The organism is Chryseobacterium glaciei, from assembly GCF_001648155.1.
Lineage (GTDB): Bacteria > Bacteroidota > Bacteroidia > Flavobacteriales > Weeksellaceae > Chryseobacterium > Chryseobacterium glaciei.
Genome location: NZ_CP015199.1, coordinates 1,691,714 through 1,707,078 on the forward strand (window position 1 = coordinate 1,691,714; position 15,365 = coordinate 1,707,078).

A 15,365-nucleotide genomic window follows, 5' to 3' on the forward strand; every position below is an offset into this window, starting at 1 on the left:
TTATTTGTTGATTAAAGAATTAATGTTGACAACAGTTTGATTTACCTGCTGAATAGATTGCAAATATTTCAGTTCGATATTGGTTGCTGTCTGAAGCGCAAACAAATATTCTACATAAGAAATCTCTCCTGTTTTATAGCCTAACTGAGCGGCTTTTACAATACTTTTCGCATTAGGAACCGCCTGATCTGTATAATATTGATACTGTTGAAGATCTTGCTGATATTGGCTGAACGAATTTTTTAGTTGAGTATCTAGCTGTTGCTGTTGGAACTTCGCGTTCTTTTCTTCCATCTGCTTTTGGTAATCCAACGATTTTATTCTTGCTTTTGTAGCACCGAAAGTCAATGGAATAGCCACTCCAACGGTCACTGCATTGAATCTATTCTCAGACCCATAATATTTTTCCTGTCCATTTAAAGTATGGAAACCTATCAACGACTGATTGGTATATCCAATACTGAAATCTGGTAATCCCTGCGCCTTTTCAACATTTTTATTCTTTTCCAGCACTTCCATATTCTGTTTAAAAATCTGGATCGACGGGTGATTTTCCACTGTTGCATTGTCTAAAAGATATTCAACTTTTAAAGGTTCATATTTTTGAGAATCCGAAATGGAAATATCTTCATCTGTATTTAATAAGGTCTTTAAATTTTTATAGGCATTATTCAGATATACCTTATTCTGCTGAAACAAAAGATTGATCTCTCCTTTTTGTGTTTCCGCGGTGTTGATTTCTATTTTCTTAATATCTCCTGCTTTAAATCTCACCGTTGCAATTCTGATAAAATCGCCATACAAACTATCGAGATACTGCAATTTTGATTGATTGTACTGCAAATATTCAATCTGATAAAAATAAGATCTAACCTGTTTGATCAATTCATTTTCGGTAACCTGTTTTTCAATCTTCTTGGTTTTAATTTCTTCCTGAATTAATTCCTTTCTGGCTTTAAACAAAGTGGGAAACGGAATCGTTTGAGAAATAGAAAAAGACTGGTCAAATTTCGGACTGTTGTATTGTCCGAGTTGTGCACTGAAATCCAATTTAGGAATTTCTTTTGCGGTTGGCTTCAATGCCTCAGAAGACTGAACACTTAGATCCTTGGCTTTTATGGAAGGGTTATTTTCCTGTAACAATTCTATCGCCTGATTCAAAGAAATTTCTCTTGAACTTTGGGCTTTCAAATTTTGACCTAACAATAAAGTTCCTATTAAAATGATTACTGTTAAAGGCTTTTTTAGCAATTTATCTTTAATATTAATTTTAGAATTAAAAATAATATACAACATGGGCAATACAAACAAAGTAAGGAAAGTTGCAGAGAGTAATCCTCCGATAACAACCGTTGCTAAAGGTTTCTGAACTTCTGCTCCCGCGCTTGTACTTATTGCCATCGGTAAAAATCCGAAAGAAGCTACCGTTGCTGTCATTAAAACAGGTCTTAATCTGGTTTTCGTTCCTTCAATGACTCTTTTAAACACGTCGGTAACGCCATCTTTTTCTAATTGATTAAATGTTCCGATCAACACAATTCCGTTAAGAACTGCCACTCCGAATAATGCGATAAAACCAATTCCTGCACTGATACTGAAAGGCATACCTCTTAACAAAAGAGCAAAAACACCACCGATCGCACTCATCGGAATCGCCGTAAATATCAAAGTTGCCTGTTTGAAAGAATGAAATGTAAAATACAGCAACATAAAGATCAAGAGAAGTGATACCGGAACGGCAATCATCAGTCGTTGACTTGCTTCTTTTAAGTTTTCAAACTGACCTCCATATGTGAAATAATATCCTGATGGAAGTTTTACCTCTTTTGTGAGTTTTCCCTGAATATCTTTCACAACGCTTTCTACATCTCTTCCTTTGACATTAAAACCAATGACAATTCTACGTTTCCCAGCTTCGCGGCTGATTTGTGCGGGTCCCAATTTATATTCGATATTCGCCACCTGAGATAATGGAACCTGAGTTCCGGTATTGGTTGGAACCATTAAATTACTCACATCATCAATATCTGTTCGATACAGGCTGTCTAATCTTACCACCAAATTAAAACGTCTTTCATTTTCAAAGATCTGACCGGCAGTTTTACCTGCAAATGCTGTACTTAAAACGTTGTTGACATCTTCAACATTCAATCCATAATTGGCAATTCTCGTTCTGTCGTACGTTACATTGATTTGTGGAAGTCCACCCACTCTTTCAACCTGCGGAGAAGTTGCTCCCTCAACATTTTGAATGACTTTACTTACTTTATCGGCATAAATGGAAAGTGTATCCATATTTTCACCAAAGATCTTTACTGCAACATCTTGTCGGATTCCTGTCATCAATTCATTAAAACGCATTTGAATCGGCTGATTAGCTTCAAAGAAAACTCCGGGAATTACTTCCAGCTTTTCTGTAATTTCATCTGATAATTCAGTGTATGATTTTTTGGATTTCCATTCTTTTTGAGGTTTCAATACAATGATTAAATCGGTAGCTTCCGGTGGCATCGGATCTGTAGGAACCTCAGCAGAACCTGTTTTTCCGACGACCATTTTCACCTCATCAAATTGTTTAATAATTCGGGAAGCCTGCATGGAAGTTTCGATACTTTGGCTTAATGAACTTCCCTGTGGTAAAATACAATGAAAGGCAAAATCTCCTTCCTGCAACTGTGGAATAAACTCCCCACCCATTCTGCTAAAAATCAATACTGAGATTGAGAATAAAACAACAGTAAGCCCAACAATTACATATTTAATTTTAATGGCTTTCTGTAATAAAGGTTGATAAATCTTTTGCAACCAATTCATCATTTTATCCGAAAAATTTTCTTTGTGAGATGTTTTCTTCGAAAGGAAAAGTGCGCACATCATCGGAATATAAGTCAGTGAAAGAATCAATGCTCCCAAAATTGCAAAACCTACTGTTTTGGCCATTGGTGAGAACATTTTGCCTTCAATTCCTACCAACGTAAGAATCGGAATATATACAATCAGGATGATAATTTCTCCAAAAGCAGCACTTCCACGGATTTTTGAGGCCGATAGAAAAACTTCTTCATCCATTTCGCTTTGCGTTAATCTCTGAACCGATTTCCTTAATCCTAAATGATGCAAAGTAGCTTCAACAATAATGACCGCTCCGTCTACAATCAATCCAAAATCGATCGCTCCCAAACTCATTAAATTGGCACTTACTCCGAAAACATTCATCATTCCCAAAGCAAATAATAAAGACAAAGGAATTGCTGAAGCCACAATTAATCCTGCTCTGAAATTGCCCAGAAATACAACTAAAACAAAAATGACAATCAGTGCTCCTTCAATTAAATTCTTTTCAACTGTACTTATCGCTCTATCTACCAAATCTGTTCTGTCTAAAAATGGTTCGATCACAATATCTCCCGGCAACGATTTCTGAATGGTCGGAATTTTTTCTTTAATTCTATTCACAACATCATTACTATTCGCTCCTTTCAACATCATCACTACTCCACCAACGGCATCTGTTTGTCCGTTATACGTCATCGCTCCATAGCGCGTTGCATGCCCAAATCGAACATCTGCGACATCTTTAATAAAAACAGGAATATTCCCTGTATTTTTTACCGCAATATTTTTAACATCTTCAATAGAAGTTGCCAAACCAATTCCACGAATAAAATAGGCATTCGGCTTTTTATCAATATAAGCTCCGCCCGTATTTTGATTGTTTTTTTCAAGGGCTGTGAAAATATCGGAAACGCTTACTCCCATTGCTTTTAGTCGATTGGGATTTACCGCCACTTCATATTGTTTCAGCTCGCCCCCAAAACTATTGACCTCAGCAACACCTTCTGTTCCGTATAATTGTCGGGAAACAATCCAATCCTGCATCGTACGCAGATCTTTCGCATTGTATTTTTTTTCACTTCCTTTTTTAGGATGTAAAATATATTGATAGACTTCTCCCAAACCCGTACTCACAGGTGCCAATTCGGGAGTTCCTATTCCTTTGGGGATATTTTCTTCCGCCTGCTTTAATCTTTCGTTGATTAATTGACGGGCAAAATAGATGTCTACTTTATCTTTAAATACAACCGTAATCACCGATAATCCGAATCTTGAAATACTTCGGGTTTCTTCTATATCCGGAACCGTTGCAATACTTTGCTCAATGGGGAAAGTGACTAATTGTTCTACTTCCTGCCCTGCTAACGTAGGGCAAACAGTAATGATTTGAACCTGATTATTGGTAATATCCGGCACGGCATCAATGGGTAATCTGGTGGCACTCCAACTTCCCCAAATGATCAAAAGCAAAGTCATTATACCAATAATGATTTTGTTTTGGATACTAAATTTTATTATTTTATCTAACACAAATTGAGATTTAATTTGTGATTGTCTGTTTTTTAATGCTGCTTAATTTTTTAACGCAAAGAGCGCTAAGTTTCTTTGACGAACTAACTGTTTTTAAGTTCGCAAAGGCGTTTCACTCAGCAAAGTTCTCACAGAGACAATCGATTAATTTTAATTGAGAATATTTTACTTTTCATTTAAAAATGAGATGCAAAAATATCATGAATACCTCTGCAACGATATTGCAAAGTTTCATGGAATATTTAAAATCAATAAATTAAATCTTAGGAGGTTGCCAAATATGGTCGTAAACCTGATAGGCAAAATTGTTTTTCTGAAATAGAATTTTCTTTGAAAAATAAGCTTGAATCTTTTGAGGAATATTCATTGAAACGTCCATCTTAAAAGCCGTAACCGTAATCTGACAACAATTACAAACACATAACGGAGAACAGATATCTCCTTTGTCTTTTGAATGAGATTCGTCGATATTTAATGACAATTCTGTTTTACTCGAACCTGATTCTTTATGTATGTCTTCACATGGCATTACGGATAACACCACGAAATACATCGCTAAAATCAATCTGAATAAGTTCATTATGACAAAGGTAGAGTTTTTTTGTAAAATCAAATTGTATTTTTATATTTTTGAGGATCTCCAATTAGAAATGACTGATATCACCGATAAAAAATTAATGACCGCCAAACCACAAATAAATAGAAAAGAAGCTATTATCGCTGTGATAATTCTATTATCGAGAATACCTTTCATATTTAATAGTTTGGGACAGGATCTTGATGGCTGGAGAGAAGTTTATTCCGGTAAAATTTTAAGTGAATATCATATTTACAATGTTTCTCGTTTTCCGGGTTATCCGTTTCCTGAGTTTGTTTTTTCTTTATTTCATCAACAGCCTTATTGGTATTTAAATTCTTTATCCATTATATTTACAATGGGTGCCTGTTTATTTTTTTACAGAATTTTAGAATATTTTAAAGTATCGCTTTCTTTTTTATTGGCTATTATTTTATCTTTTGTCCCCATTATTTATCTGAACAGTACAGTTGTGATAGACTACAATTGGTCTTTATTTTTCATGTTGGGAAGCCTTTATTTTATATTGATCAAAAAGAAATGGGTTGCAGTTATTTTCTTTGGTTTGATGATAAGTTGTAGATTAAATAACGCTATTTTTTTACCTGCATTTGCTTTTTTAGCTTATTTTCAATTTGGTAAAAATCTGAAAGAGACTATTATATTTTCCGGACTTTTAGTTTTATCAGCAATTATTTTTTTCCTGCCTGTTATTGTAAGATATGAAGGTGATTTTCTTCATAGTTATGGAACGGAAAGCGCTTCTCTTTTCAGCCTTTTCAGTTTGAGTACTTTGTATGTTTATGGCGCAATTGGTACTTTGGGAATTTTGACTTCATTAATTATACAATTTTTTACAGATAGATTTAAAAATATTCAGCTTCTATTAAAAGGCCATTTTATTGGTTTCTGCTTTTTAATGATCTTTATCAACTTTATTTTCTTTGTGAAATATCCTTTGGAATCGGGGTATTTAATTCCATCTATTCCTTTCATTTTAATAATTTCACAAAGAATCCTTTCTGATAAACTGATGAAATTCACTTTATTATCATTATTAATTTCGCCGTTTCTTATTAGTGTTAATGCTAAAAATTTTCAGATAAAAGGTTCAATTTTTGTGAATGAAAATTATGAAGATCAGGAACTACAATATTGTAAAACTTTAATTCAGAAAATAAAATCTGCTCCTGAAAACTCGATTATTCATGTGGGAAATTTTTACGAACAATTGGTTTTAATGGGAGATTTTGATTTTAAAAAGGTTAAACTTATTAATAATCTTTCACCAGAAAATATCAATTTAATTAAAAAAGGAGAAAAAAAACTCTATTATATTGAAACATCTAACAGTGACGCAGAAAATGAAAAAACTCACCTCTTTAATGAATACGGGACTTTACTATATCCGAAGTTTGAATTAATGAGATAAAAAAAAGAGTCATTACATAAAGTAACGACTCTAAAAAAATCAAATCTAATATTAAAGGTTAGGATTATTCTCAATCTCCTTTTGCGGAATTGAAAATAAATAATATCTGCTATTCGCTACAAATGCCGACTGATCAGGAAAAGCAAAGATCGTGTGACCTCTTCCATTAACCGTTTTCACGACTCCAGCTGGAGTTGTAATTTGCACCTGAATAGCCTGTCCGTTTGAATTTGTGTAAGCTTTTCTCGCAACAGTTCCTTGCGTTCTGATAATGTCAGATAACGAAAATCCTTCTCCGAATAATTCTTTTCTTCTTTCGATTAAAACTTCTTTAATAACATCATTTTGTGCTAAAGATCCGCTGTAAACATTGGCATTTCTTGCAGATTTCAATTGATTTAAAACCGTTACTGCATTCGTCACATTTCCATTTCTGGCTTCAGCTTCAGCTTCAATTAAATACATTTCGGCAGCTCTCATGAAAACAATATCGGCAATTAAATTAGCTTTAAATTTAAACTTTGCATATCTCAAAAGCCCTTCTCTTCCAGGATTTCCATCCCATGAAAATAAAGAATAACGAATATCATTCGTATCAAACAAATCTTTGAAATAGGGATCTGCCATAAAGCTGTAATAATAACTTCCCGAAGACGAAACATCCAAAAAGTGGAAAGCATAACTTTCACCGGATTGCTCCTGCGTTTGTCCGTGCCCCCAAATCCATTCTCCGTTGCTGATGTCGTTGAAACCGTCTTTATATTTTTCGGCAGTCATTAAAGCATATCCGTTTCTGGCAATTCTTGCGGAAGTCACAGCTTTCGTCCAATCGCCTATATTTAGATAAACTCTTGCCAACAAACCGTTTACAACCGATCTATCGATTTTATCTTTATTATTTCTTGTATAATTTTGAAGTAAATTGTCGGCATCTATCAAATCACTTTTAATTAAAGTATAAATTTCTTCCAGACTTGCTTTTTTCTTTCCAACTGAGCTTGTCGTTGTCGGTTCTGTATAAATTGGAGCCGTCAATGCATTTTTATCTTTCAAATAACTGAACTGATAAAAGCTCGCCAGGTTAAAATAACAAAATGCTCTCAACGCTTTTGCCTGACCTTTCACCTGATTTTTCTTTTCCTGACTTCCTTCTGCAGCATCAATTTTGGCGATCACATTATTCATATTATTGATCACAGAATATAAAGAATTCCAGATGTAAAGAGGTCTACTTCCTGTATTATTCACCAAATCAGTAAAAGCGTAAGCTCCGGGAAAACCGTATTTGTTGGTCAAAACCGCAACATCGCTTCCCATTGCATCACTTGTTCTCAGCACCGTTGAATAACCGATATTGGCGTACGTTGGTCCGTCATCATTGAATTTCGCCCAAGTTCCGTTAATTACCGTTTCTGCACTTTCTGCCGTTTTGAAAACCTCCGCTTCATCAGCTTGATTGGTTGGAGCGGTTTCCAGATCATTTTCACAGCTTATGAATGAAAATAAAGTGATTAAAGCAAAAGATAGATATTTTAAATTTTTCATTGTTTTAATTTTAAATGTTTAAAGAGTTGCCTGTAAACCGAAAGTTATCGTTCTCATTGCAGGATATCTGTAATAGGTTGTTCCATCTAGCGTCTGTTCCGGATCCATTCCTTTATGCTTGTAGAAAGTTAAAAGGTTTTCTGCCTGAACATACACTCTGAATTTTTTCAACCCTAATTTTCCAAAATAATCTGATGGAAGCGTGTAACCCAAACTCACATTTTTAATCCTCGCGTACGTTCCTGAGTATAAGAATCTTGATGAAGTTGAAGTCCAGTTATTGGTTGTTGTACTTAAAATTGGAACGTCTGTGTTTGTATTTTCGGGTGTCCATCTGTTCAACATTTCTGCGCTCCAAGCTCGTCCTCCTGAACTTCCGTTATGCATTAACATCGTGTAATCTGTATCTAAAATTTTTCCTCCGATATTGAAAGTCACCAATGTTGAGAAATCGAAGTTTTTATAAGCCAAACTTGTCGTCAAACCTCCCATAACTTTCGGAAGTGATGATCCCTGCAATGTTTTTGTAGCTTTTGCATATTCGGAAGTTGTTCCTTCCACGGTATTTCCATTGACATCGGTTGTAATCGTTTTCCAAAGTGGATTTCCGTTGTTAGGATCTACCCCAACCCATTCCGGAATGAAGAAATCGTAGATTGATCCTCCAACCTGTAACAGTTTTGTTCCACTTACGATTGAACCTTTTGGAAGTTTTGTGATTTCATTTTTTAAGGTGCTTAAATTAAGATCAACATTCCATTCAAAATCGCTTGTTTTAATGGGTGTTGTGAATAATGAAAATTCAAAACCAGTGTTTTTCAACTCTCCAATATTCGCCTGATAATCCGTAAAACCAAGCGACGGCGCCAAAGGCATTCCAAATAAAAGATCCTTACTCTGGCGTTGGAAATATTCTACATTACCTTTAATTCTGTTTTTTAAAATTGCGAATTCCAAACCAACATTTAAGTTAAGATTGGTTTCCCATTTCAAATCGGGAGTTGGCAATTTACTTGCAACAGTTCCTCCTTCACCTAAATTATTGTAAAAAGTATACAAGCTTTGGTAAGCATAATACGTACTTAATTTGTCATTTCCTTGTCCACCATAACTTGCACGAAGCGTTAATTGGTTGAAGAGATTTAAGTCTTTAATAAAAGTTTCATTGGATGCTTTCCAAGAACCTCCGACAGACCAGAATGTTCCCCATCTGTTTTCAGGAGAGAATCTTGAAGATCCATCCGATCTTACCGATCCGGAAAGGAAATATTTGTTCTGATAATCATATTCTGCTTTTCCTAAGAAACTCAATAATCCCAATTTATCACTGCTTCCACTGAAACCTCCTAACAAAGCTGCTGCGTCCGGTTCGTAATAATAAGGAAGTGAAAATTGACTTCTGCTTCCTGAAATCGTCTGATATTCATAATGATAAAACTCCTGTCCACCCAAAATATTAATGTGATGCTGTCCGAATTTTTTATCATAAGTTAAAATATTACTTGTCGTGTAAGAAAGCGTTCTCGAATTGGTTTTCGTTACCGAACCTCCTATTTCTGCACCTTCTCCTAATAATGGATTGGTATAATAATGACCATTATAATTCACTAAATCAACAGAAAAGCTTGTTCTGAATTTCAGTTCCGGCAAGAAAGTAAATTCTGCAAAACCTTTTCCCGAAAAGTTGTCTTCGCGGTTTTCATTTTTATCTAAAGGCAACGTTGCGGCTGGATTTTCATTCTGCAAAGCACTTGTTGGTCTGTATTTCCCGAAATCATAAATGTAATTTCCGTTTGAATCCAATTTATAACTTCCGTCTGCATTTCTTTCATAATAAGGATAAAAAGACGGGATCACTCTCGCTGCATTGATCACATTATCCGTTCTTGAATCTGATGAAGGCGGTGCTTCCTGAAGACTGTTCGTGTAGGCTAAATTCGCTCCGACATTCAACCATTTTTTTACTTCAGAATTGATCTTTAATCTTGCGCTGTACTTTTTAAACCCAGATTCTATCGCAATTCCTTTATCATCCAAATATCCCAACGAGAAAAAATAATTACTCTTTTCATTTCCTCCACTGAAATCTAAGTCAACCTGATTTCTTGAAGCCGTTCTTTGCAAAATATCTTTCCAGTTGTCATTCCATAAAGCGGTTGCACCTGTTAAAAGTTTCCCGTCTGTTCCTACAGGGCTTGGGTAACCTGCTCCATAAGGATTAATTCCCAAAGCATTCACCAAATTATCAGTTGCCATCTGCGCAGCCTGTTGAGAAGAGACTTGACTTGATTTATAACCATTTCTCAATGCTTCCCAATACAATTCGTAATATTGATCGGTGCTTACCTGCTCATAATCTTTTACTGCTCTGCTTGAAAAACCCTGACTGATATTAAAGTTCACTCGAGCCTCTCCTTTTTTACCTGATTTTGTCGTGATAATGATAATTCCATTCGCTCCTCTTGAACCGTATAATGAACTAGCCGTTGCATCTTTCAAAACACTGATCGACTCAATATCATTTGGACTGATGGAATTGATATTTCCGTCAAAAGGAATTCCGTCAACTACAAACAACGGATTGCTTGAAGCACTTACCGAACCAATTCCACGAATTCTGATCGAAGCTGTTGAACCTGGCTGTCCTGAAGAACTTACTGCCTGAAGTCCAGGAACTTGTCCTTCCAAAGCTTTTGTAATGTTGGTAACAGGCCTGTTATTAATCTTTTCACTTGAAATTGTTGCTACCGAACCTGTATAACTTGTTTTTTTAGCTTTTCCGTAAGCTACAACTACCACTTCATCTATTTCTTTCTCGCGAAGTGTATCTTTTTTTATTTCCTGACCGTGTACACTGATAATTCCTAAGAAAAATACAGCAACAGGTGGAATCCAAATTTTAGAATTAATTAAACCTTTGCTAATCATAATCAATTTTATTTATCAAATATTAAAAATTTACCCTTTGCAGAAAAGTCAGCAAAGGGCATCGATAAATACGATTAACCAAATGCTTATTGTTCCTTTAAAGGCTGAATGTAACACCTTGCCAAGAGCAGGTTGTTAAGATTTCATAGGGTCAGTTCCCTCCATCTTTCTTTATAAGCCGATCGAAATATGAATGCAAAGCTAAAAACAAATAGTCTACAAAACAAGTAGACTTTAAAATTTTTAATTATAATTTTATGAAAATTAAGTTAATTTAAGCCTAAAAAACACTAAAATAGACAGTTATAAAAAATGTTAAATTTTTAAATATGAGAAATATCATTAAAAATAATGCAAAAGAGTATTTTCACTTAAAATTAAAAATTTAAGTCTTAATTGAAAAAAGTTTTTAATTTTATAGAATGAAAATTTTAATTGTCAATGGTCCTAATTTGAATTTGTTAGGCACAAGAGAACCAGAAATTTACGGAACAGTTTCTATGGAAGATTATTTGGAAAATTTACAATCTGAATTTCCTTCTCATGAACTGAAATATTATCAATCAAATATTGAAGGAGAAATTATAAACCGTCTTCAGGAAGATGATTTTGATGCGTTGGTGATTAATCCGGGAGCTTTTACGCATTATTCTTATGCAATTGCTGATTGTTTAAAGAATATTCAGAAGCAAAAAGTGGAAGTTCACATTAGTAATATTTACAAAAGAGAAGAATTTCGTCAGAAGTCTGTAACGGCCGCCAATACTGATGCAGTTTTGTCCGGTTTTGGGATGGATGGATATAGATTGGCAGTTTTGAGCTTGAACCTTAAATAATTTTATTGACCACAGATTTTTACAAATTTACACAGATTCTATAATGCAAACATCTTTGTTGATCTGAGAAAATCTGTGGTTATTATATAAAAAATCCTCATCGTTTGATGAGGATTTCTATTTTTAGTTTATTGTCTGTTGTTGTAATTGAGGTCCGGAAGCGATAAGCTTTTTCCCTTCTTCTGTATTACAATACTGATCAAAGTTTTTGATATATTTTGCAGCAAGATCTTTTGCTTTTTCTTCCCACTCAGTAACTTCGTTGTATGTATTTCTTGGATCTAAAATACCTTCAGAAACGTTTGGTAATTCAGTAGGAATCTCCAAATTCATTATTGGAATTCTAGTTTTAGGAGCATTTTCGATAGATCCATCAATGATTGCATCAATAATCGCTCTTGTATCTTTTAAAGAGATTCTCTTTCCAGTACCGTTCCAACCCGTATTAACTAAGTATGCTTTTGCTCCGTGTTCTTTCATTTTACCGATCAATGTTTTAGAATACATTGTTGGGTGTAATGTTAAGAACGCTTCACCAAATGCTGGAGAGAAAGATGGTTCCGGTTCAGTAATTCCTCTTTCAGTTCCGGCTAATTTTGAAGTATAACCGCAAAGGAAGTGGTATTGAGCTTGGTTTTCATCCAAAACAGAAACCGGAGGTAATACTCCGAACGCATCAGCAGAAAGGTAAACAATCTTGCTTGCATGTCCTGCTTTTGAAGGCAAAACAATTTTATTAATATGATAAATCGGATAAGAAACTCTTGTGTTTTCAGTGATTGATCCGTCAGTATAATCAGATACTCCGGTGTTTACCACAACATTTTCAAGAAGTGCATCTCTTTTGATGGCTCTGAAAATATCCGGTTCTTTTTCTTCAGAAAGGTCGATTACTTTTGCATAACAACCACCTTCATAGTTAAATACGCCGTTATTATCCCAACCGTGCTCGTCATCACCGATCAAATATCTTTTCGGATCTGCAGATAAAGTAGTTTTTCCTGTTCCTGAAAGTCCGAAGAAAAGAGCAACATCTCCCTCTTCACCTACGTTTGCAGAACAGTGCATAGAAGCCATTCCTTTCAATGGAAGGTAATAGTTCATCATGGCAAACATTCCTTTTTTCATTTCTCCACCGTACCAAGTTCCTCCAATAATTTGAAGCTTTTCAGTAAGGTTGAACATCACGAAGTTTTCAGAATTTAATCCTTGAGCTTCCCAGTTCGGATTTGTAGTTTTAGAACCGTTGATTACTGTGAAATCAGGCTCTCCGAAGTTTTCCAACTCATAGTGAGAAGGACGGATGAACATATTAGTAACGAAATGCGCCTGCCATGCAACCTCTACAATGAATCTTACTTTAAGTCTTGTATCTGCATTCGTTCCACAGAAAGCATCTACAACATAAATTTTCTTAGAAGTTGAAAGTTGGTTCAACACTAATTCCTTACAAGACTGGAAAATTTCCGGAGAAGTCGGTAAGTTAACTTTACCATCCCAGAAAATCGTGTCTTTTGTAACATCATCCTGTACAATGTATCTATCTTTAGGAGAACGACCTGTGAAAATTCCTGTTTTTACTGATACCGCACCAGATTCCGTAAGCTCAGCTTTCTCAAAGCCTTGATTTTCAGGAGAAATTTCTGCTTGATACAACTCTTCATAAGAAGGATTATATTGAATTTCATAGTCTCCTTTAATCCCTAATTTTTCTAAATCTTGGATGATTTTAGCGTGTTTCATTTTACTTATATTTTCTATTCCTTTTTTGGGTTCAACAAAATTAATATTAATTAATTGTTAAAGGTGGTTTAAATATAATGATATAAGTCAGATTGGCAAATAAAAATAGGACTTTGTAAAATGCTGATTATAAATTAATTATATCAGACCATTCAAAAACAGTAGTAAAACCTTTTCCCCAAAAATAGTCCTTAAAGCCATCAAATTTGGCACTCATGACAAAATCTCCACCCCAAGCACCCAAACTTTTAACAAATGAAGGGCAATCGGCGAAAAACTTTTGTTTAACTGTGGGAATTTCAAGAAAATCTGATATTTTTTGTTCATGAACTAACATTAGTTCGGAAAAATTTTCCAATTCGTTACATAGTAAAATATTTCTTGTAAGATTCGAAAATTCATCGACCAGTTTTTGAGACTTAATTTTTGACTTGTAAAAATTGATTCCTTCGCGGCTATCCTGCTTCTGATTTAGGTGAATAAAAATAAGCTCATTTTTAAAAGAAGGATTAAAATTTACCCTCTCATATTTAATCTCAGGTTTGCTTTGAAAAAGGACAGCAGATTTTTCTTTTGCCACGGCAATATCATAACCGCTTCCTCCCAAACTGATAGAATTTAAATGAAAAGGATCAATTTCAGCCCATTCTCCAAGATTATTCATCAAAGTAGAACTACTTCCAAGACCATAATCGGCAGGAAACTGAAGGTTTGTTTTTAAATGATAAGAATGCGTGCTTTTGAATTTGGTTTCAGAAAGGCTCTGAACGTTTTTTAAGGTTTTTAGAATAAATTCAGCACTGGAAATGATGTTGGTTTCTAAGATCTGCCAATTTTCGTAATCAATGACAGCTTTTAACCATAATTTATTTTGATGATAAGCTTCCCAGATAATCAAAGATTTCTCATCAGGCTTTTCATTAAAGAAAAACTCTTGTCCTAGCTTGGTGGGTACCGCTAAGACAAGAGCTCCGTCTATCGCGAAATATTCTGAAGTAAGCATCAGCTTTCCCGGTGAAAATATCTCGCCCATGATTTTTTTATTAGATTAAATTGCAGAAGCAACATCTACAGAATTGTCAATTTTCTTGATCAATCCCTGAAGCGTTTTTCCAGGTCCAACTTCAATAAAGTTAGTTGCACCATCTTTAATCATATTTTGAACCGACTGCGTCCATTTTACAGGACCTGTCAATTGTGCAATCAAATTTTGTTTGATCTCCTCAGGGTTTGTCACCGCTGTCGTTGTGATGTTCTGATAAACAGGAATCGTCGCGTTTCTGAATTTTGTTTTTTCAATTGCTGCAGCCAATCTTTCTTGCGCCGGTTGCATCAATGGAGAATGGAATGCCCCATTTACAGGTAATAATAAAGCTCTTTTAGCTCCCGCCTCTTTTAGTTTTGCACAAGCTTCTTCAACAGCTGCCGTTTCTCCAGAAATTACCAATTGTCCGGGACAGTTGTAATTTGCAGGAACAACAATTCCGCTGATTTGAGCGCAGATTTCTTCAACTTTAGCATCTTCTAATCCTAAAATTGCTGCCATTGAGCTTGGATTTGCGTTGCAAGCGTCCTGCATTGCTTTTGCTCTTTCAGAAACTAATTTCAGACCGTCGTCAAAAGATAAAACTCCGTTGGCAACTAATGCTGAAAATTCGCCTAAAGAATGCCCTGCCACCATTTCGGCTCCAAGACCGTTCACTGCCTTAAGTGCAGCTACTGAATGTATAAAAATTGAAGGTTGGGTAACCTCCGTTTTCTTAAGATCTTCATCTGCTCCATTAAACATAATGGAAAGGATATCAAACCCTAAAATTTCGTTGGCAGATTCCATCAGATCTTTTATGTCTTTTCTAGAATCGTACAATTCTTTTCCCATTCCTACGAACTGAGAACCCTGCCCAGGAAATACAAGTGCTTTCATGTATTGATTTAAAAT

Annotated in this window: 9 protein-coding genes and 1 riboswitch; of the genes, 2 read left to right on the forward strand and 7 right to left on the reverse strand. The window is 35.0% G+C overall.

Annotated elements, in window-relative coordinates; genetic code table 11:
* Window positions 1–4,365 carry a CusA/CzcA family heavy metal efflux RND transporter gene (locus A0O34_RS07565; protein WP_082891124.1) on the reverse strand — a complete coding sequence of 1,455 codons (4,365 nt, stop codon included), beginning with the start codon at window positions 4,363–4,365 and terminating at the stop codon, window positions 1–3.
* 256 nt (window positions 4,366–4,621) lie between these two features.
* Complete coding sequence (locus A0O34_RS07570) at window positions 4,622–4,945, reverse strand: DUF6660 family protein (RefSeq protein WP_066753291.1); 324 nt, start codon at window positions 4,943–4,945, stop codon at window positions 4,622–4,624.
* 70 nt (window positions 4,946–5,015) lie between these two features.
* On the opposite strand from A0O34_RS07570, the gene A0O34_RS07575 reads away from it, so the two are divergent.
* On the forward strand, window positions 5,016–6,374 hold the full coding sequence (locus A0O34_RS07575) for a glycosyltransferase family protein (RefSeq protein WP_157885975.1): 1,359 nt from the start codon (window positions 5,016–5,018) through the stop codon (window positions 6,372–6,374).
* A gap of 51 nt (window positions 6,375–6,425) precedes the next feature.
* Here the strand turns inward: A0O34_RS07575 and A0O34_RS07580 are convergent, their stop codons facing one another.
* Window positions 6,426–7,919: a RagB/SusD family nutrient uptake outer membrane protein gene (locus A0O34_RS07580; protein ID WP_066753295.1), complete on the reverse strand. Its 1,494-nt coding sequence runs from the start codon at window positions 7,917–7,919 to the stop codon at window positions 6,426–6,428.
* A gap of 18 nt (window positions 7,920–7,937) precedes the next feature.
* Entirely contained in the window at window positions 7,938–10,847 is a 2,910-nt protein-coding gene (locus tag A0O34_RS07585) for a SusC/RagA family TonB-linked outer membrane protein (RefSeq protein ID WP_066753298.1), read from the reverse strand.
* Window positions 10,848–10,930: 83 nt separating this feature from the next.
* Window positions 10,931–11,027, reverse strand: a riboswitch (SAM riboswitch).
* 242 nt (window positions 11,028–11,269) lie between these two features.
* On the opposite strand from A0O34_RS07585, the gene A0O34_RS07590 reads away from it, so the two are divergent.
* Window positions 11,270–11,683, forward strand: coding sequence for a type II 3-dehydroquinate dehydratase (locus A0O34_RS07590; RefSeq protein ID WP_066753301.1), 414 nt, complete (start codon window positions 11,270–11,272; stop codon window positions 11,681–11,683).
* Between the two features lie 123 nt (window positions 11,684–11,806).
* On the opposite strand, the gene pckA is transcribed toward A0O34_RS07590, so the two are convergent.
* From pckA to fabD, 3 genes are all read right to left on the reverse strand, one after another.
* A complete protein-coding gene (gene pckA / locus A0O34_RS07595) occupies window positions 11,807–13,426 on the reverse strand; it encodes a phosphoenolpyruvate carboxykinase (ATP) (protein ID WP_066753304.1) in 1,620 nt (539 codons plus the stop codon).
* A gap of 127 nt (window positions 13,427–13,553) precedes the next feature.
* The gene (locus A0O34_RS07600) at window positions 13,554–14,459 is read right to left on the reverse strand and encodes a GYDIA family GHMP kinase (RefSeq protein WP_066753307.1); all 906 of its coding nucleotides are present in this window, start codon (window positions 14,457–14,459) and stop codon (window positions 13,554–13,556) included.
* A 15-nt stretch (window positions 14,460–14,474) separates the two neighbouring features.
* The gene (gene fabD / locus A0O34_RS07605; RefSeq protein WP_066753310.1) at window positions 14,475–15,350 is read right to left on the reverse strand and encodes an ACP S-malonyltransferase; all 876 of its coding nucleotides are present in this window, start codon (window positions 15,348–15,350) and stop codon (window positions 14,475–14,477) included.
* Between the last annotated feature and the right edge of the window lie 15 nt (window positions 15,351–15,365).

Excerpts from the sequence above, each read along its gene's own strand:
- A0O34_RS07585 (WP_066753298.1), bottom strand. The coding sequence starts at position 10,847 with ATGATTAGCAAAGGTTTAATTAATTCTAAAATTTGGATTCCACCTGTT.
- A0O34_RS07575 (WP_157885975.1), top strand. The coding sequence starts at position 5,016 with ATGACTGATATCACCGATAAAAAATTAATGACCGCCAAACCACAAATA.
- A0O34_RS07570 (WP_066753291.1), bottom strand. The coding sequence starts at position 4,945 with ATGAACTTATTCAGATTGATTTTAGCGATGTATTTCGTGGTGTTATCC.
- fabD (WP_066753310.1), bottom strand. The coding sequence starts at position 15,350 with ATGAAAGCACTTGTATTTCCTGGGCAGGGTTCTCAGTTCGTAGGAATG.
- A0O34_RS07580 (WP_066753295.1), bottom strand. The coding sequence starts at position 7,919 with ATGAAAAATTTAAAATATCTATCTTTTGCTTTAATCACTTTATTTTCA.
- A0O34_RS07600 (WP_066753307.1), bottom strand. The coding sequence starts at position 14,459 with ATGGGCGAGATATTTTCACCGGGAAAGCTGATGCTTACTTCAGAATAT.
- A0O34_RS07590 (WP_066753301.1), top strand. The coding sequence starts at position 11,270 with ATGAAAATTTTAATTGTCAATGGTCCTAATTTGAATTTGTTAGGCACA.
- pckA (WP_066753304.1), bottom strand. The coding sequence starts at position 13,426 with ATGAAACACGCTAAAATCATCCAAGATTTAGAAAAATTAGGGATTAAA.